This is a genomic window from Pseudomonas abietaniphila, from assembly GCF_900100795.1.
In the GTDB taxonomy this organism is placed as follows: domain Bacteria; phylum Pseudomonadota; class Gammaproteobacteria; order Pseudomonadales; family Pseudomonadaceae; genus Aquipseudomonas; species Aquipseudomonas abietaniphila.
Genome location: NZ_FNCO01000009.1, coordinates 80839 through 98398 on the forward strand (window position 1 = coordinate 80839; position 17560 = coordinate 98398).

General features: G+C 57.6%; 14 protein-coding genes and 1 pseudogene. 3 read left to right on the forward strand and 12 right to left on the reverse strand.

Annotation, left to right across the window (positions count from 1 at the left end; genetic code table 11):
• Positions 1-50: 50 nt before the first annotated feature.
• Positions 51-350: a hypothetical protein gene (locus tag BLS87_RS18090; RefSeq protein WP_074754119.1), complete on the reverse strand. Its 300-nt coding sequence runs from the start codon at positions 348-350 to the stop codon at positions 51-53.
• A 381-nt stretch (positions 351-731) separates the two neighbouring features.
• Between BLS87_RS18090 and BLS87_RS18095 the strand changes: the two genes are divergently transcribed.
• The 3 genes from BLS87_RS18095 to BLS87_RS18105 all read left to right on the forward strand — a co-directional run bounded on the left by BLS87_RS18095 (position 732) and on the right by BLS87_RS18105 (position 3674).
• Positions 732-1508: an ABC transporter substrate-binding protein gene (locus BLS87_RS18095; RefSeq protein WP_074754121.1), complete on the forward strand. Its 777-nt coding sequence runs from the start codon at positions 732-734 to the stop codon at positions 1506-1508.
• A 54-nt stretch (positions 1509-1562) separates the two neighbouring features.
• Positions 1563-2675, forward strand: a complete 1113-nt coding sequence (locus BLS87_RS18100; RefSeq protein ID WP_074754123.1) for a succinylglutamate desuccinylase/aspartoacylase family protein — start codon at positions 1563-1565, stop codon at positions 2673-2675.
• A 69-nt stretch (positions 2676-2744) separates the two neighbouring features.
• Positions 2745-3674, forward strand: coding sequence for a MurR/RpiR family transcriptional regulator (locus BLS87_RS18105; RefSeq protein ID WP_074754125.1), 930 nt, complete (start codon positions 2745-2747; stop codon positions 3672-3674).
• Between the two features lie 119 nt (positions 3675-3793).
• Here BLS87_RS18105 and BLS87_RS35255 read toward each other — a convergent pair whose 3' ends face one another.
• The 11 genes and pseudogenes from BLS87_RS35255 to BLS87_RS18155 form a co-directional block, all read right to left on the reverse strand.
• Positions 3794-4666, reverse strand: a complete 873-nt coding sequence (locus BLS87_RS35255; protein WP_425262235.1) for a methyl-accepting chemotaxis protein — start codon at positions 4664-4666, stop codon at positions 3794-3796.
• A pseudogene (locus tag BLS87_RS35260) lies at positions 4652-5728 on the reverse strand (methyl-accepting chemotaxis protein); the annotation flags it as partial. The gene BLS87_RS35255 and the pseudogene BLS87_RS35260, both read right to left, overlap by 15 nt.
• Positions 5729-6275: 547 nt before the next feature.
• Positions 6276-6968, reverse strand: coding sequence for a type 1 glutamine amidotransferase domain-containing protein (locus tag BLS87_RS18115; protein ID WP_074754129.1), 693 nt, complete (start codon positions 6966-6968; stop codon positions 6276-6278).
• Positions 6969-7056: 88 nt separating this feature from the next.
• Positions 7057-7548 (reverse strand): hypothetical protein, encoded by a 492-nt coding sequence (locus BLS87_RS33370; RefSeq protein ID WP_425262236.1) that lies wholly within the window; start codon positions 7546-7548, stop codon positions 7057-7059.
• Between the two features lie 387 nt (positions 7549-7935).
• The gene (locus BLS87_RS18125) at positions 7936-10119 is read right to left on the reverse strand and encodes an ornithine decarboxylase (RefSeq protein WP_074754133.1); all 2184 of its coding nucleotides are present in this window, start codon (positions 10117-10119) and stop codon (positions 7936-7938) included.
• A gap of 94 nt (positions 10120-10213) precedes the next feature.
• Positions 10214-13192 carry a cation-translocating P-type ATPase gene (locus BLS87_RS34950; RefSeq protein WP_083370707.1) on the reverse strand — a complete coding sequence of 993 codons (2979 nt, stop codon included), beginning with the start codon at positions 13190-13192 and terminating at the stop codon, positions 10214-10216.
• A 77-nt stretch (positions 13193-13269) separates the two neighbouring features.
• Positions 13270-14475 (reverse strand): acetate/propionate family kinase, encoded by a 1206-nt coding sequence (locus BLS87_RS18135; RefSeq protein WP_074754135.1) that lies wholly within the window; start codon positions 14473-14475, stop codon positions 13270-13272.
• A 159-nt stretch (positions 14476-14634) separates the two neighbouring features.
• Positions 14635-15444, reverse strand: a complete 810-nt coding sequence (locus BLS87_RS18140; RefSeq protein WP_074754137.1) for a PRC-barrel domain-containing protein — start codon at positions 15442-15444, stop codon at positions 14635-14637.
• Between the two features lie 124 nt (positions 15445-15568).
• Complete coding sequence (locus BLS87_RS18145; RefSeq protein ID WP_074754139.1) at positions 15569-15754, reverse strand: hypothetical protein; 186 nt, start codon at positions 15752-15754, stop codon at positions 15569-15571.
• A 170-nt stretch (positions 15755-15924) separates the two neighbouring features.
• The gene (locus tag BLS87_RS18150; RefSeq protein WP_074754141.1) at positions 15925-16527 is read right to left on the reverse strand and encodes a histidine phosphatase family protein; all 603 of its coding nucleotides are present in this window, start codon (positions 16525-16527) and stop codon (positions 15925-15927) included.
• The gene (locus BLS87_RS18155; protein ID WP_074754143.1) at positions 16524-17552 is read right to left on the reverse strand and encodes a class I fructose-bisphosphate aldolase; all 1029 of its coding nucleotides are present in this window, start codon (positions 17550-17552) and stop codon (positions 16524-16526) included. The genes BLS87_RS18150 and BLS87_RS18155 overlap by 4 nt, the downstream gene beginning before the upstream one ends.
• Positions 17553-17560: the final 8 nt, after the last annotated feature.

The following is a 17560-nucleotide window of genomic DNA, read 5'->3' on the forward strand; positions in this document are numbered from 1 at the left end:
ACAACCGATTCATTGAGTGGGTATGGGCTGTTGCCATCGCCTTGCCGCACTCAGGAGTTGTCCGCAAGTCCATACGACCGGGCGATGAATTCGGCCACTTCGTCACGCCGCACGGTCGCGTCGGCTGTGTGCGCATCAGCTGGCACTGTTGTAACCAGGCCCTTTGCAACCATGGCATTCACGGCTTCAACCCATTCATCCCTGGTCACCGTTTTTTTGCGATACACGGGCAAGTTGCTAGCCCTCAGCGTGCCCCCCACCGCCAGTAAATGGCCGTCGGCAAACACCGACGTCGCAGAACACGCGATCGCCAGCGCGACCAACACCCTGCCTTTCCTCATTTTGCTCATCCGTCTGGCTCTTGTTGTAGGGAGAACATCGACGGCCTGCCGCGGGAATCGACAGCACCTAAAATGAAAATATTTCCATCATATTTTTATGAATTGAAATCTTATACGCCGCATTTTTTTGGCTGATCAAGGCCTGAAATTCGAGCTTTAACAATACGAAATGCGATGAAAAAAACATTATTTATCTTTAAATTTCAGAAAGTTATTTAATTTATGAGATCGATTCTCCACCATGAAAAAATGGTCATAATATTTTCTTGATTTACATAACGTGAAAATAATCGTTTCATAAGACCGCAGCCGCATCCGATCAAACCAGGCGCCATGCCTGCTCGTCGATCAGCTCCACTTACCCTGATAACCCGCAATAGGAGTCGTCCAATGAAAAAGATCGCACTGCTCGGTGCCGTGGCGCTGACTGTCATCAGCACGTATGGGGTGGCAGAAGAACAGACCCTGCGCATCGGCATTGAAGCCGCCTATCCGCCCTTCGCGTCCAAAACAGCTGACGGTGCAATCACCGGCTTCGACTACGACATCGGGAATGCGCTGTGCGAGAAAATGAAGGTTAAATGCGTGTGGACTGAACAGCAGTTCGACGGATTGATTCCATCACTGAAGGTTCGCAAGATCGACGCGATTCTCTCCTCCATGTCGATCACAGCCGACCGCCTTAAATCGGTCGACTTCAGCAAAAAGTACTATCACACGCCTGGCAAACTGGCGATGAAGGCTGGCACCGTCATCAACGATCCGCTGGTGGACCTCAAAGGCAAGCGAGTCGGCGTTCAACGCGCTTCTACCTATGATCGCTACGCGACTGACAACTTCGCCCCAGCGGGAATTGAGATCGTGCGCTACGGCTCTCAAAGTGAAGCGTTCCTGGACCTGACATCCGGTCGCCTGGACGCGACCCTTGCCGACATCGTCAACACTGATGAAGGCTTCATTAAGACTGACGCTGGCAAGGGCTTCGCGCTGGTAGGCCCCGACTTCACCGACAGCAAATACTTCGGTAACGGCGCGGGTATTGCCGTGCGCAAAGGGGATTCGGCGACCGCTGAAAAACTCAACGCGGCGATCGATGCCGTTCGCGCTGACGGCACTTACCAAAAAATCCAGAACAAGTATTTCAGCTTCGACATCTACGGCGGCTGATCACGTGCGCGGGCGTCGTGAGTCAACGACGCCTGCCCTCCTCAGGAATTCTTCATGGAACATATTGAGCATGTGCTCCCTTGGGGCAGCCCCGGTATCGAGCGACGCTTGTCAGTTTTTCGATTCGGTGACGGCCCACGAAAAGCCTACATTCAGGCATCGCTGCACGCGGATGAGCTGCCAGGCATGCGCGTTGCGGTCGAGCTAAAAAAACGCCTGCGCGAGCTGGAAAACGCAGGTCGGTTGAACGCGACGATTGAGCTGGTTCCGGTCGCCAACCCCATCGGGCTGTCCCAAATGTTTCAAGCGACGCATCAGGGTCGATTCGACTTTGCCAGCGGCAAGAATTTCAACCGGGATTTTCCTTCACTCGGGAAGGCGGTGGCTGCCCGCGTTGCCGGTCGCCTTACTGCAAATGCCAAACAGAATGTGCAGCTCATCAGAGCCACGATGCAGGACGTGCTGAACGAGTTGCCTGAGCCGAACTCAACGCTTGAAGGTTTGCAGCGCCGTTTATTGGCTCACGCCTGTGATGCAGATGTGGTCATTGATTTGCACTGTGACTTTGAGTCCATTCTTCTGCTGTATAGCCTGCCTCAGCTTTGGGACTCACTTGAGCCATTGGCAAACCGACTCGGCGCCGGCGTGGCGTTACTGGCTGAAGCCGCTGGCGGCGACGCCTTTGACGAAGCGTGCTCCACGCCTTGGCTTGACTTGGCCAGGCAATTTCCAGAGGCGAGCATTCCAATGGCTTGCATCGCGACAACGGTGGAACTGGGAGGTATGGCAGACACAGGTCACGTCGAGGCCGAAGCGCATGCAGACGCCATCCTGGGGTACCTGGGTGGCCTGGAGTTGATCAGCGGCGACTGGCCCACAGCGCCCTCCTCCCACTGTGAAGCCACGCCATTTGCAGGCGCGCAGTACGCTTATGCCCCCCATACCGGTGTTGTCTCGTTCCTGAAACCGTTGGGCGCAAGGGTCAGCAAGGGCGATGCGCTGTTTGATGTTTTCGATCCCATCACTGACCGCCATTCACGTGTGTGCGCCACCACAGATGGCGTGCTCTACGCCCGCGAGCGGTTGCGTTTTGCGCAGCCCGGCCTCTGGCTGGCCAAGGTGGCGGGCAGCGAACCCATTCGCCAAGGGCGCCTGTTGACCGACTGAAGCCAGACTCCCGTGAATTCGCTCGCTTCAGATACACTGGGGCAACTGATCGACAGGCCGGCCCAACCTATGCTCCAACCTTCCGCTCGCAATGCCACCGTTTATACAGCTCCCATCATGCGCAACCTCGCCGAGGCTGCGCCAGACCTGCAACCTTCGCTGCGCAAGGTGGCTGACTTTGTCCTGCGTCATCCACTCAAGGCCGCGACCCTGACGATTGAAGAACTGGCGCAGGAATCTCTGACTTCACCCGCAGCGGTCAATCGGCTGGCGCGGGCCATAGGCCTGAAGGGCTATACGCAATTAAAGGCCGAGCTGGTCGCGACCTTGCAGGACATGGTGTCCCCGGTCGACAAACTGCGTAATGAGATGGCGCAGCGGCCTTCGGGTGAATTTGGTTTGACCGAACAGATTCAAATCGCCACGAGCAACCTGAGCAGGACCGACGCAAACAATCCACCGGCGTTGTTCGACGCCTTCGTCAGTGCCCTGATTCAGGCGCGCAAGATTTACATCCTGGGCTTTGGCAACAGCGCGTACATGGCAGGACTGGCGGCCTCAAACCTGATCCCTTTCATCGCTGATGCACAGGCCATCAGCATGGAAGGCGGCAACGAAAACGCAGCCTATCGGTTGGCCTCCATCACCCCCGACGACGTACTCCTGGCCATCTCACTGCCGCGCTACTCTCAGGACACCCTGCAATTAGCGCGATTTGCCAAAGAACGCGGCGCCTCGGTTCTGGCCATCACAGACTCGCCCGCATCACCTTTGGCCAATATTGCCCATCACACATTGTTCGCGGAAGCTAACCATCCTGTGCTGATCAGCTCAAATTCCGCAGTGCTGGCGCTGATAGAAGGATTGGTCGCCTCCGTCATGACGCGTAACAAGGAGGCTGTCAGGCTGTCGGCGGAGCTCACCGAGAGCGTGCTCTCCTACCTCCATGTGTCTGCAAAACCTACTCTGGGAAACAAGAGAAAACCGCTGGCCCGCTGACCCCTGAAGAAGGGTTTACGCCGTTTTAATTCAATCGCGGTGGCAGATGCCCAAGCCAGCCGTGGCTCTCGACCACGGCGTTGTCGCCGGGCATATTCTCCAAGCCCGGCCCATGGCGTTCAGATCTTGAAGTGCGATGTCATTTTTTGCAGATTGTGCCCAAGCGAAGCCAGCTCAATCGTCGCCGCAGCACTTTCCTCGCTCGCCACGGCAGACTGATCAGCCACGTCACGGACGCTCAGAATGCTGCGATTGATTTCATCGGCCACGGCGCTTTGTTGCTCGGCGGCAGCCGATATCTGCAGGCTCATTTCCTGAATGGTGCCGATGGAGTGGTTGATCTGGGTGATGGCCTGCTCGGCCTTGTGCGCCAATTCAACAGTGTCCAATGTGCGCTCGCGGCTCGATACCATCAAGGTTGCCGCGGCTTGGGTACCTTGCTGCAAGGCAAGAATCAGCGTTTCGATTTCCTTGGTAGAGTCCTGTGTACGCTGAGCCAGTGAACGCACTTCGTCGGCAACCACCGCAAAGCCTCGACCCTGCTCGCCTGCCCTGGCGGCTTCGATCGCCGCGTTCAACGCCAGCAGATTGGTTTGTTCGGCAACTGCCTTGATCACGTCAATGACCTTGCCAATTTGCTCGCTGTCCTGAGTCAATACGTTCATGGCGCCGCCCAGATCCTCGATCGCATGCGACAGCTCACTGATCTGAAGGGTGGCTTGCTTGACGACCGCGCCGCCGTGACGTGCCTGCTCTTCGGCAAGGGTTGCCGCGGCCGAGGCATCGGTGGTGTTGCGCGCGACCTCCTGGACCGTAGAGGCCATCTCGTGCATCGCGGTGGCCACCTGATCCACTTCGACTTTTTGCTGACGAACACCTGCGCTGGTCTGCTCGCTCATCGCCGACAGCTTTTCAGCAGACATCGAGATTTGAGTCACGCCCATGCCGATGCCCTGCACCAGCGTGTTCAGGTTTTGAGCCATGTCTTGCATCGCGTTTTGAAGGTCTCCCAGCTCATCGCGGCGCGATGACTTGGCCTGCACTGTGAGGTCACCTTTGGCGATACGCCGAGCCAGCTCGACGGTGAGTGCAAGCGGTGAGGTGATCTGTCGGGAAATAACGATCGAGGCAACCAGTCCTACCAGCAACGCGACCAAGGTCAAGATAGCAACCTGGATAAACGCGCTCTGCTGATCGGCACGCGCCAGGCTTTGCTGGGTGTCCATCAAGCCGGTCATGATTTTATCCATCGCATCGCTTTCCTGATCCACCTGCTGGCGCAGGCTTTGCTTTAGATCAAACAACGCAGCGACTTGAACCAGTACATCGCGGTACTGACGCATGCCTGCTGCACTTTCCTCCAACTGAGAGGAAAGTGCAGCAGGCAGGCTGGCGCGGGCTTTGACGATGTCGTTCATAAAAACGTCGGTTGTGTCGAGCAGCGCTGTTTTGTTGGTCGCGTCAGGAACAGCGATGTAGCGACGCAAGACAAGACGAAACATCGTCATTCCATTGCGCAAATCAGCGACCGCCCGCAGTTCGATAATGCGTTCGGCGCCTGGTTGTTCCAGAGCACTGGCCGTGGTGGTTTGAAGCAGTTGAGCGAAGGTGTTTACAAACTTGTCAGACAAGGCCCCTAGCGGTTTAAGCGCCCCACTGGTGGCTTGATCGGTCTCGACCAGGCGATTGACCTTTTGGTCGTAAGCAACCGTCCTGGCTTTGAACTGTGTAAGGGCTAGCTGATTCTCCGCACGTGTCAGCGACAGCAAGGCCTTTGAGGTCAGCCCTTGCAGGGTACTGAGCTGGGTTCGGTATGCCTCAAGAGCCGCAGGGTCGGCGGACGCTTCGTACTGTTTCTCTGAAAGACGCACGTCCTGCGCGGCATCGTTGAGCGTACCAATCAGGCGTGTGGTATCCAAACGATCAACGAGAATGTTGTTACTGGTGTAACCGACGAAAGCAACCGCCAGCACTGCCAGCAACAGGGTGCCAAACCCGATCCCCAGCTTTCGGGAAACCCTTAAATTGTCTAGAAATCTCACTTGCTTTGCCATTTTTCAGCCTCAAACGCCAGCACGTATCAGTCCGTGAGGCACAACATGAATTTCGGCAACGACAGTTGCCATCAACGGGTTCGGGGGCGTCATCCAAAGCGATGTTCAAGGTCAGTTTCAAGGTAAATGGCGGAACAGATGCACCTGATCAGGTGAATTAAATTCAAGCGATCCCGAACAGGTGCACACCTCCCCATCACCTCGAAACTGCATGTGTTGAACAGGCTTAAAGGTTTCAGCCCTTGCATTCGGCGGGGATGCTATGGGCTTGGAAGAAAGTTGTACATCGTTTTATTTTTGTATAACTTTTGAACTTTTTAAAGGCTAAGCAAGCACTTTGCTATCACTTGGTGATTTGCTTACGTTAAGCCGTTCAAGGGGCGAATGCAGGTCCGACAAAGTGCTGGCACTGCTCAACCGAGAGTGCTTTTCAAAAAAGGGGGCTGGGATATGAACGGTGTGTTTGCGTCAAACAGTGGGAGGGTAGGTTGTTTCGCGCACAGCAATGCATGCCTGATCTGCGATTGCGCAGACCAGGCAGTGTGAATCAGGCTGATTGTTCCTGCTGCAGGCGTTTGAGCAGTGCTTGAGCCACCGCCTCCGATGAAGCTGGATTCTGGCCTGTGATCAGGTGCCCGTCCTCTACCACGTAGCTGGCCCAATCTGCGGCCTTGGAGTAGTTGCCGCCTTTGGCCCTCAGCATGTCTTCGACGAGAAAGGGCACGACCTGAGTCAGTCCAACCGCCTCTTCCTCAGAGTTGGTAAAGCCGGTGACGTTCTTGCCCTTCACCACCGGGTGGCCATCGGGGGCATTAACGTTCTTCAATACGCCCGGCGCATGACACACGGCGGCAACGGGCTTGTTGGCCGCGTAGAACGCTTCGATCAGCGTCTTGGAATCCTTGTCTTCGGCGAGGTCCCACAGGGGGCCATGGCCGCCGGGGTAAAACACCGCATCGAAATCGTAGGGGTCGATCCCGCTCAATGGCACGGTATCGGCCAATGCGGCCTGTGCCTCGCTGTCCTTGCTGAAACGCCGAGTGGCCTCGGTCTGGGCATCGGGCTCGTCGCTTTTAGGGTCTAACGGCGGCTGTCCACCCTTGGGTGAAGACAAGGTAATCTCGGCGTTGGCGTCAACGAATGCGTAATACGGGGCTGCAAACTCTTCCAGCCAGAAGCCGGTCTTTTTGCCAGTATCGCCAAGCTGGTCGTGAGAGGTAAGAACCATGAGAATTTTCATGTGAACCGGTCTCCTTGCAAGATGAGGCAGCACAAAGTCGCGCCGCGTTACTGTCAGAGACCTTGGGCGCGCAGACGTTCAAGTCGATTCACGGGTCAGCGGCCGCCGTGAAGGCTTCGATCATCGCGTCCCGATCCTCGGGATGCAATCCGTCGTAGAAGTCTTGCAACGTGACCGGCACATCAGCCGACACGCCGAACATCGCTTTTGTCTGTGACGGCCAGACCAAGGTGTTCTGAACGAAATCCACATCCCAGAAACCGACATCGGCATGGTCAACGGCAAGACGCAATCTCTCTTCGCTGATCCGGATGGCGGAGGCCGCTCGGGCACGATGCACCAATAGCCCGACTGTCTGGACCACGAAGTCGATGGGTACCATCACGAGGCTGCGAACGAAGGTCGGCGCGTAGGCTTCCTTAGGGATACGCGGATCGAGCCGCACGTCACGGATCGCTACCGTCTCGCCGTGACGCATCGCCCAGCCTGAGATGCAGTGGTCGAGCAGAAAGCTCTGACCTTGCCAGAGAGGCGAAATAGAATCCTCGGCGACATAAAAGCAGCGTCCATCCTTTTCGATGACAACCGCGACGCTCTCCGCGCCTAACGTGGCGCGCGCCGTATCTCACAGCACAGCGACGACCTCATCCACCGATGCCGCCATCGCCAGCCGCTCACTGGCATTGAGCACATGAAACAAGCGGTCGTCACCGATCATATCGGCAAACGGATCTCCCAATGGCCACAGCGTTCTTTCTGCGGTCTGGTTCGAACAAAGGTGGGGAGAGAGGTGCTGGAGCGCGCACCCCTCTTTACGGCATGTCCGGATTTCAGTGTTGCAGCAAAGCAACTATCAAGCATCATCGTGGTAACGCGTTGGACACCCTAGATAAGGCTTTCTCCTGCATCAAAAGTCTGCCCTATCAGTTGGCGGTCGATGAACATCACGATACGGGGTGCCGTTTGCTCACGGCTTGATGAGGTGGCCATACGCCCGGATGCGACCATCTTCCTCGGTGCGCAGATACACGCCCTGAAGTTCCGGATTGAATCCCGGAAAACGGTTGATCGCATCCTGCAGCGCAAGGAAATAGTCCAGCGCCGCGCCATCCCAGATTTCGCCCGGCACGACACACAGCACGCCCGGCGGATAGGGCAACGCCCCTTCTGCAGCCATCCGTCCACGCGCCTCTTCCAGGGGAATCAGCTCTACCCTGCCCCGCACAAACTCAAGGTTCGCTTCGCGCGGGTCCATAGCGACAGCGGGCATACCTGCCTTGCGGAACATGTCTTTCTGCAATTGCTTGACGTCATGACGTGCGTACAACGAATGCATTTCCTGACACAACTGACGAATGCTGTAGTCGCGATAGCGCGCCAGATGGGCGTTGTAGACGCCGGGGAGCACGTCTGCCAAGAGTGCGTCCTCCTTGATGAAGCGTTCGAAGCGTCCGATCTGCGCCACCAGATGTTCCATTTTTGCTTTGCCTTCGGCAGGCGTCAGCAGAAACAAGATGGTATTGAGGTCGTTCTTCTCAGGGATGATTTCGTACTGGCGCAGGAACGTCGCAAGCACGCCAGCGTGGATGCCAAAGTCCATGTACTGGCCTGTCTCTGCGTCAATGCCTGGCGTGGTGAACAGCAGCTTGCACGGATCGATGAAATATTGATTCTCGATATAGCCGTCGAACGCGTGCCAACGCTCGCCCGGGTGGTAACGGAAAAACCTCAGGTCTGTGGCGATTTCATCGGTGGGGTAGTCCTGCCAGTAGCGACCATCGATGGTGGGCGGGACGAAGGGTTTGACCAGGGTGCAGTTGTCCAGCATCAGCTTGCGCGCTTCGATTCCGGCGCGAACACACTCATCCCATAACCGGTGGCCGCAACGACCGCTGTGCATGCGGGCATTAACATCCAGGGACGCGAACAGCGGATAGAACGGGCTGGTCGAAGCCTGGGCCATGAATGCGTTGTTCAGGCGTAAGTGGTTGCAGTACCGTGCCTGCCCTTTGATGTGGCGGTCCTTCTTGTGAATCTGCGAGGCTTGGGAGAAACCCGCCTGCTGTTTGTGAATCGACTGGGTGACAAAGATGCCTGGATCGTCAGCGCCCAATTCCAGCAGCAGCGGCGAACAATCTCTCATCATCGGAATGAACTGCTCGTAGCCCAGCCAGGCTGAGTCGAACAGGATGTAGTCACACAAATGACCAATGCGGTCAACGACCTGGCGCGCGTTGTAGACAGTACCGTCGTAGGTGCCCAACTGGATGATCGCCAGTCGGAACGGCCGCGCATCATCGGCCTTGGCAGGCGCGACAACCTGTAGTTGCTCACGCAGGTAGGCCTCCTCGAAACAGTGCGAGTCGATACCCCCGATCAGGCCGTAGGGATTGCGCGCGGTCTCCAGATACAGCGGCGTCGCTCCTGCCTGAAACAATGCGCCCTGGTGAATGGATTTATGGTTGTTTCGATCAAACAGGACCACGTCCCCCGGCGTGAGCAACGCTTGAGTCACCACCTTGTTGGAGGTCGACGTACCGTTGAGCACGAAGTACGTCTTGTCGGCGTTATAGACCCGTGCGGCACGTTTTTGCGCCTCCAGCGGCGCGCCCTCATGGATCAGCAGGTCGCCCATCTCAACGTCGGCATTGCAGCGATCCGCCCGAAACAGTGCTTCGCCAAAGAAATCAAAAAACTGTCGACCGGCTGGATGCTTGCGAAAGAACTGGCCACCCTGATGTCCCGGACAGGCAAAGGTCGAATTGCCGCGTTCGACATAGTGTTTGAGCGCGCCGAAAAACGGGGGCAACAAGGCCTCTTCGTATAACGTCGCCGCCCGCTCCAGCTTGTGGCCATAAAACTCGGCGTTGTCGGTCCCCAGATCAAATACGCCGCTGATCTGCAGCAGCACCTTTTCGATGTCGGCAATGACTTCTCGGCTGAGCTCATCGTGTTCGGCCACCGCAAAGAAGACCGGGATGTCGAAGCCAGATCGACTGATATCGTCCACCCTCCCCTCACGCCAGTCAGCAGCCGTGATCACCACCGCAGCGACGTCAGTCAAGTCGGTGGCGCCAAAGGCTACGACTTCGCGGTCCGTCAGAAAGCTGCTTCGTGCGCCAGGGCTTGCGGCGATTTTTAGTCTGTTCATGTCAGGACCTTTTTAAATGAGTAGATAGAGCAACCAAAAGCTGGCACCGCGCGAATCACAGGCATGAATCGGCAGGACATGGACGAATCCGCGCTCATGGCTTCGGAGTCAGCCCTGTAAAGGAGGTGTGTAATCTGCGAACAAACTTGCGTGCTTCACTGAACCATAAAACCCCGCTGGCGATGACGACACAGGTAGACCACTGTGCGATGGACATCGGCACGGTGCCGAACGCGAGGTTGAGGGAGGTGTCATTCACTACAACGATCTGAAGAAGTAACGAGACCAGCACGGCAACGAGCAGCCAACGGTTCGAAAAAGCTCCGCGCAATGCCGACTTCGTTTCTGATCGAGCGTTAAAACAGTTGAACAGTTGGGTAAACACCAACACCGTGAAGGCCGCGGTTCGCGCAACTTCCAGGCTGAAGGGGTTCTGGCTGGCTAACAGGTCTATCGGCTCTATCAAACCGCCTGGGAGGAAAAGATCCAGTGTCGCTAGCGTCAGCAATGCCATCACAACCCCAGTCTCGATTACGCTGCGTAACATACCGGCATCAATGATGCGCTGTGTTCGCGCTCGAGGAGTCCGCGCCATGACTTCTTCGTCGATAGGATCGACACCCAAGGCCAGCGCGGGACCGGAATCAGTGACCAGATTTATCCATAAAATTTGCGTCGCTAGCAGCGGGAGGACCACCGTGCTGTCTGAGGCGCTTGCCGCGTCCTTGAGCCCGATGATCCCCGCCGCTACCAACCCTATAAATACCGTTAGCACTTCGGCAAGATTGGAGGACAGCAAGTAGCGCAGGAACTTGCAAATGTTATCCAGCACACCACGACCTTCGCGGACCGCCATTACGATGGTGGCGAAGTTATCGTCAGTGAGGATCATGCGTGCGGCTTCCTTCGTCACCTCGGTGCCCGTAACGCCCATTGCTACGCCAATATCAGCAGCCTTCAATGCAGGTGCATCGTTGACCCCGTCGCCGGTCATGGCGACGACATTGCCCGCATTTTGCAGCGCTCTTACGATACGCAGCTTATGACTCGGCGCCACCCGAGCGAATACCGAGGTTGTCAGCGCTGCAACAGCGAAGTCGGCATCCTCAAGCGCGTCGATTTCGATGCCGGTCAACACGGGAGCGTCGATCGCAACGATTCCGAGATCGACGGCAACGCGAAGGGCAGTGCGAGGATGGTCACCGGTAATCATGATCACTCGAATACCGGCGTGGCTGGCTTGAGCTATCGCCTGCGCCGCCTCTATGCGAGGAGGATCGATGATGCCAACCGCGCCGATGTACTCCAGGTTTTGTTCAAGTGCCGCTGCCTGCACCCTATCAGCCGGGACTTGTGCGCCAGGCGATAGCTTGCGGTAGGAGACAGCGAGGGTCCGTAGCGCATCACCGGCCATTGTCTCCACGTCCGAGACAAGCTGGCTACGCAAGGTTTTATCCAATGGCACTGTGGCTCGTCCCCTGCGAACGTGGGAACAATGAGCCAAAAGCACGTCAGGCGCGCCTTTTGTGAACAGCAGGTGTGCGGCGTCGTTGCTCCGGTCTGCGACAAGCACGGACATCATTTTTCGATGTGAGGTGAAGGGTATTTCTCCTATACGCTCCAATCGGTCGATGCCTGTTGTCCCCGCACCTGCTTTCAGCTTGTATTGGGCCACCAAAAATGCGGCATCGGTAGGATCCCCCTGAATGGCCCACACACCGGCATCATCCCTGCGCAACTGAGCGTTGCCTGCCAGGCTCCCTGCGTCGAGCACCGCTTCCAGTTCGTCGCGCAAGATACCCGCTGTCAGCGGTATACCTCCACGCTCTGCACGCCCATCAGGGGCATAGCCCACTCCGGTGATGTCGCTGCGCCCCGAGGCCGTCATCACTCGCTGTAACGTCATTTCGCCGCGAGTCAGTGTGCCTGTCTTGTCAGTGGCGATGACTGAAGCCGACCCGAGTGTCTCCACGGATGCTAATTGTTTGACGATAGCGTGACGCAGTGCCATGCGCCGCACGCCCATGGCAAGCACCACCGAAAGGATCGCAGGCAACCCCTCAGGTACTGCCGCTACTGCTAAAGACACGCCCATCAGAAGCACTTTCATGACCGATGCGACGCTATAGGTCTCGGAAATTAAAAGTGCGATGGCCACCACTACGCAACTGATGAGCAAAACACTGACGCCGAGCACCTTGCCCAGATAGGCTATTTCAATCTGCAGGGGTGTGGGAGCGTCTTGGGTGCACTCCAACAGCGTGGCGATCGCGCCGACCTCTGTCTGCATGCCGGTGGCAGTTACAATCGCACGCCCTGTGCCCTGCGCAACCGCTGTGCCTTTGAACACCATGTTCAGGCGGTCGCCCAGTGCAACGGCACCTTGCAACAACGCCGCATCTTTGAGCACCGCTTCGCTTTCACCCGTCAACGAGGCTTCCAGCACCATAAGAGCAGAGGATTGCGCCACGCGAGCATCGGCTCCCACGGCATCACCTTCGGCCAGGACGAGAAGATCTCCCTTTACCAATTCTGTGTTAGAGACCCGAGTCAGCGCGCCATCGCGCAGAACCGTCGATGTTGCAATCGTCATCTTCGCAAGAGCTGCGACTGCTTGGGTCGCCTTGGCATCCTGCAGCCACCCAATTGACGCATTCAGCAAAATCACGCAGACGATCACGATGGCATCCAGTGGCCAAGCTGCAACGCCATCATGCCCCTGCCCCTCAAACCACCAAGCAGCGAGCGCGATAGCCGCAGCGGCAACTAGCAAGTAAATCAACGGGCTGTGCAACTGTGCCAATGCACGACGCCAGGCTGCGACAGGAAGGACAGCCCGCAACTCATTAGGGCCGTCGGCCCGAAGCCGGGCAAATGCTTCCTCAGAACTGAGACCTCGGTTCAGATCAGTACCTAATCCGCAGACCAGTTCGGCAATGCCAATCAACGATGCATCGTTCCAAGGGAGTGACTGACTTCGCTCATCCGCATTTATGTCAGCAACGCCGGATTCTGCACAGGTTAGAGACTCATTCCGTCCAACGACAATGCTGTCTGTTTTTAATCTGGTCATGTATCACCCTTCCCTATCGACAGGTGGGGAGTTGGCGAAATGTGCGCCCCGCTCGCAGTGTTGAGCGAACGCGGGCGTCAAGTACCGCCCTGCAGTAATCCCAAGGCATGCCGCGCGATGACTGCGTTTTCATCCGTGGGGATCACCCATGCCGAGACACCGCTGCCCACCGACGACAGCCGTCCCGCCCGTTCAGTCGGATCAGCCCCGTCGTGCTCCAGCCCGAGCCAGGCGCAGCCATCAAGGATGGCGTTGCGCACGCCCGCCGAGTGCTCGCCGATGCCGCCGGTGAAGACCAGCGCGTCCACGCCGCCCAGGACAGCGGTCAGGCTGCCTATTTCGCGGACCACGCTGCGCACGAACAATGCGACGGCGTCTTGGGCCTCGGGCGCCTGACTGGCGGACAGTGCGCGCATGTCGCTGGCGACTCCACCGGACACGCCCAGCAATCCACACTCGTGATAGAGCATGTATTCCAACGCCTGCGCGGTCATGCCGCGTTCGCGCAGCAGGTACAGCAAAAGGCCCGGGTCAAGACGTCCAGGACGCGTCCCCATCAGCACGCCGTCCAGCGTGCTGAAGCCCATTGTCGTGCTGCGGCTGACCCGGTCATGCATGGCGCACAGGCTTGCGCCGTTACCCAAATGAGCGACGATCGTCCGCCCAGTGGCTGCACGCTGATCGTATTCAGGGAGCACGCTGGCGATGTATTCGTAGGACAATCCGTGAAAACCATAGCGGCGAAGGCCTTGTTCGGTCAGCGCCAGTGGCAGCCCGAAACGGGTCTCCAGAGGGTCGAGGCTGTGGTGAAACGCCGTATCGAAACAGGCGAACTGGGGCATGTCGGGATGTTCGCGCGTCAAGTACCTGATCGGCGCCAGGCATATCGGTTGATGCAATGGCGCAACCGGAATAAGCGCTTCCATTTCTTCCATCAGCGAGTAATCGACCCGCATCGCCACTTCGCGGCGGTTGCCACCGTGAACGATACGGTGCGCAGCAGCACTAATATCGCCACCCATGTGACGTTCGACCCAGTCCATCAGATTGAACAGCGTGCCGCTGTCCGGTGAAGAATCGTTTCGCGGCCACTCCTCGCGTTTTTGCGCAGCGTGGCCGCTGTGATAGAAGATCAAGCGCTCGGTGTCCTCGCGCACCTCAAAGGTGCCATTGCCAACGCATTTGAGGCCCACCCCATTTTCGGCTGCGTCGTATAACGAGAACTTGATGCTGGAGGAACCCGCATTGAGGACCAGGAGCAAAGCCGGCGATTGATCGTTCATGCAGCGCTCCGGTGATGGCTTGAGATCCGTTTGATCGTGGTCCCGATCAAGACGAATCAAGTGACGACAGTCTGATCCGCCACGCATGGGCGGAATTGATCTGGATCAGAAAACCGCAGTCTGGCTCAAGTAGTGAGGCCTTCCCGAGAATTGGCAGGTTCAGCGCTCTACATCAATGATGACCGTCTCAGTCACCCAATAGCCGCTACGACCGTAGTGGCTATACAGACTTTCCTCTCGCTCCCGGTTCAACACCTGCGAGGATTCATAGGTAGGCGAGGTCTTGATCGACTCAGAATCAAGGTCCACGGCGACGGTCTTATCGTGCCAGTGCACCCCATCGATCCATTCGGGAGCAATCAGGACCTTGTGGCCGAGCCACCAGTTGCTGGTATTGATCACCAGGTATTGAATCGCCCAGGTTTTTTCATTGATCAACAGACTGTCGACGTGCCCCACCCCACCGTCGGTGGCTTTTACGTGATAGCCGATAATGGCCTCGCAGCTGCGCAAATGAAGGTCATCGTCCTCATGGATCACCCGCTCGGCCCTTTCACTTTCCGCGCGGGCCTGAATTTGGCCTGATTCCCCACCGGGCAGGCCGAATCCCCCGGAATAAATCCCGGCATTCCACATCCCCGAACGTCCCCAATAGTACGGATAGCCGTAATAACCAAAGTACTGGATTTCATGCTGTCGAGAGACGGGCTTGTCGGTATCGATATCGGGGCTGTTTTTCACCTGCTCCCGGGTGAGCGCGACGGACAGGCGACGCGCATCGCCATCCAGCTGCCGGATCGCAATCGGCGAGATCAACACCTTGCGCTGGGAAAGCCAGCTTCCTGTGTCGACGATGAAATACCGGATTACCCACGCGTCATCATCGAAATAGAAGTCTGTCACTTCGCCTATATCCCCATCGGTGGCACCGATGGTGTAACCCTTGAGGTCTTTCATACTCAGCAACATGGAGGGTGTCCTTTTCAGACGGCGATCAACGACTTAGTACAGGGAGATACCCAGTACGGGAGACGCGGTGGGCAGTCGGTCTTTCGTTGATGGGTTTTCGGTGAGGATTGATACGGATTACCTGTCAATCACCTGCCACTTTCTCGGCGGCCTGTTCGGCACTCCAGTTATCGAAGAAGCCATCCAGATACGCGTTGAGCAGGACAATACCGCTCTGGACTTCAACATCGCGTTGCGCGGGACCGCTCGACGAATCACCAGCAAACTCGTCCTTCTGGTCGACATTGAGTTCGCTATTCGTTTTCATCATCACATGCTCTGGGTGCCGAAATGGCAGTCCGGATACAGTAGCCAGCGGGTTGAACATCCGTAAGGCTCGGAATGTACCTAGTGCACAGGGCTGAATTGACGGGTAAGCAGACCGGGTCTGAAGCGAACGGGCGAGCGAGGATGAGGCGAGCGAGAGACAAGGCGCCTACATCATGGGCTCGATAACGCGTTCCACAGCGCGACGACCGCGACGTCGGGGTGATGGCTGTCGTAGGTAAGAATGCTCAGTGACGCCGTGCTCAACGGAAAATGCTGTGCTGCGATGAGCGGCAAGCCAACCCAGCGCATACCCAGGACGGTGGCAAAATGGCCATGGGAGAAGAGCGCAACATGACCATCGAGGGTGTGTAGCCGGGTGATGAGACGATCAGCACGCTCAGTGATCTGGACCGTGGTTTCACCGTTGGGACAGCCATCGCGGAACAGATTCCAGCCCTTTCGCTGCTTGAGAATGTCCACTGAACGCTGCCCTTCGTAATCGCCGTAATCCCACTCGGTCAGGTCCGGGTCGATGACCGCATGCGCTCCCTGCCCTGCCAGGCTGCAGGTTTGTCGCGCTCGTTGGAGCGGGCTGGTCAGTACATGAGAAAACTCGACATTGAGCAGGTAAGGCGCCAGCTTGCGCGCCTGATCCTCGCCGTTCGCCGTCAGCGCGATATCCGTGTGACTGGTGTGCAGTCGAGACGCCGTCCATTGCGTTTCGCCGTGCCTGATCAGGTACAGGCGCAAAGGCGCGGGTGCAGTCGCGCTCATACCGTCAGCCACTCCAGATCGGCGTTGTATTCACCGCGGCACGCCGCGTGGTTGCACCTGAGCCGGTGCAGCAACGCCTTTTGGGCCGCCGCCGTATTGCCCGGATTCCCCTTCCAGATCTCCATCGCCGGTTGCTGTATGGCCCGGGCAAATGAAAACGCCAGTGCCCAGGGCAGCTGCAGTTTGAATCTTGCGTTCATGTCATTCAATCGGGCTGAAGCCAGCTCCGCCGTCTGCCCTCCCGACAAGAAAACGATCCCCGGCACGGCGGCGGGTACGGTGCGCAGCAGACAACTGACGGTCGCTTCGCTGACCTCGCCCACCGTGGTCGGTGCAGTGCAGGCCAACCCCGGCAGTACCATGTTGGGTTTGAGCAGCATCCCCTCCAGCAGCACCCGCTGGGTATGCAGCTGCTCAAAGACGGTCCGCAGAACGTCCTGCGTGACAGCGGCGCATTGCTGGAGCGTCTGGTCACCGTCCATCAACACTTCTGGCTCGATGATGGGGACCAGCCCGACCTCCTGACACAACGCTGCGTATCGGGCCAGCGCATGAGCGTTGGAGTGGATGCAGCCATGGCTGGGAATATTTGCTCCCGGCGTGATGACCGCCCGCCACTTGGCAAACCGCGCACCCAGTTTTACGTACGCTTGCAGTCGACCGCGCAAACCGTCCAGGCCCTCGGTGATGGTCTCACCGGGATGCCCCGCCAACTCCGTTGTGCCCATGTCCACCTTGATGCCCGGCATAACGCCCGCATCGCTCAGGACCTTGGTGAACGGAACGCCCTCGTGCGTCATCTGACGGAGGGTTTCTTCGTAGAGAATCGCTCCGTTGATGTACTCACCCAGCGTCGGGGTGGTCACAATCAGTTCTCGATAGGCACGCCGGGCATCCTCCGTCTGAGGGATACCCAACGCAGCAAAACGCCGGTTGCAGGTGGGCGTGCTCTCATCCAAGGCCAGCAAGCCTTTTTCACCTTTGACCAACGCCCGTGCCGTATGGATCAGTGCTCGCGCATTCATGCTTTTCT

Coding starts and splice junctions, on each gene's coding strand:
- BLS87_RS18140 (WP_074754137.1), bottom strand. CDS start 15,444: ATGTTGCTGAGTATGAAAGACCTCAAGGGTTACACCATCGGTGCCACC.
- BLS87_RS18105 (WP_074754125.1), top strand. CDS start 2,745: ATGCTCCAACCTTCCGCTCGCAATGCCACCGTTTATACAGCTCCCATC.
- BLS87_RS18155 (WP_074754143.1), bottom strand. CDS start 17,552: ATGAATGCGCGAGCACTGATCCATACGGCACGGGCGTTGGTCAAAGGT.
- BLS87_RS18100 (WP_074754123.1), top strand. CDS start 1,563: ATGGAACATATTGAGCATGTGCTCCCTTGGGGCAGCCCCGGTATCGAG.
- BLS87_RS18145 (WP_074754139.1), bottom strand. CDS start 15,754: ATGATGAAAACGAATAGCGAACTCAATGTCGACCAGAAGGACGAGTTT.
- BLS87_RS35255 (WP_425262235.1), bottom strand. CDS start 4,666: ATGCAAGACATGGCTCAAAACCTGAACACGCTGGTGCAGGGCATCGGC.
- BLS87_RS18135 (WP_074754135.1), bottom strand. CDS start 14,475: ATGAACGATCAATCGCCGGCTTTGCTCCTGGTCCTCAATGCGGGTTCC.
- BLS87_RS18090 (WP_074754119.1), bottom strand. CDS start 350: ATGAGCAAAATGAGGAAAGGCAGGGTGTTGGTCGCGCTGGCGATCGCG.
- BLS87_RS18125 (WP_074754133.1), bottom strand. CDS start 10,119: ATGAACAGACTAAAAATCGCCGCAAGCCCTGGCGCACGAAGCAGCTTT.
- BLS87_RS18095 (WP_074754121.1), top strand. CDS start 732: ATGAAAAAGATCGCACTGCTCGGTGCCGTGGCGCTGACTGTCATCAGC.
- BLS87_RS18150 (WP_074754141.1), bottom strand. CDS start 16,527: ATGAGCGCGACTGCACCCGCGCCTTTGCGCCTGTACCTGATCAGGCAC.
- BLS87_RS34950 (WP_083370707.1), bottom strand. CDS start 13,192: ATGACCAGATTAAAAACAGACAGCATTGTCGTTGGACGGAATGAGTCT.
- BLS87_RS18115 (WP_074754129.1), bottom strand. CDS start 6,968: ATGAAAATTCTCATGGTTCTTACCTCTCACGACCAGCTTGGCGATACT.